The organism is Aliirhizobium wenxiniae (assembly GCF_019511445.1).
Classification (GTDB): Bacteria; Pseudomonadota; Alphaproteobacteria; order Rhizobiales; family Rhizobiaceae; genus Neorhizobium; species Neorhizobium wenxiniae_A.
The window spans coordinates 1-255 of record NZ_JAEUAN010000128.1 but is presented as its reverse complement, the minus strand read 5'-3'; the positions used below and the strand labels follow the sequence as shown (position 1 = coordinate 255).

The 255-nt window shown below is 62.7% G+C and carries 1 pseudogene; it reads right to left on the bottom strand.

What is annotated here, in order from left to right:
- Positions 1–255: pseudogene (locus JNB91_RS30595) on the bottom strand (IS110 family transposase); the annotation flags it as partial.

Below are 255 nucleotides of genomic sequence, written 5' to 3'. Positions count from 1 at the left end.
ATAGATGCGGCCATGTCGAAGTAGGAACGACTGAAGCTGCTGACGCGCCCGCTTTTGAGCCCCCTGGGCTGCTTCTCGGGCCCGCACGAGATCGCGCATGGCTTCGTGTCCGCGATCTGGAACCCAACCTGCCGTCAGCTCACCTGCACGATGTAGCCTTGCCAGGCTGACTGCGTCGCGCCGGTTCGTCTTCACCCGATCACCAGGACGCTTTGGTATCAGGGACGGTGCGACCACCACGCAGTCGTGACCCAT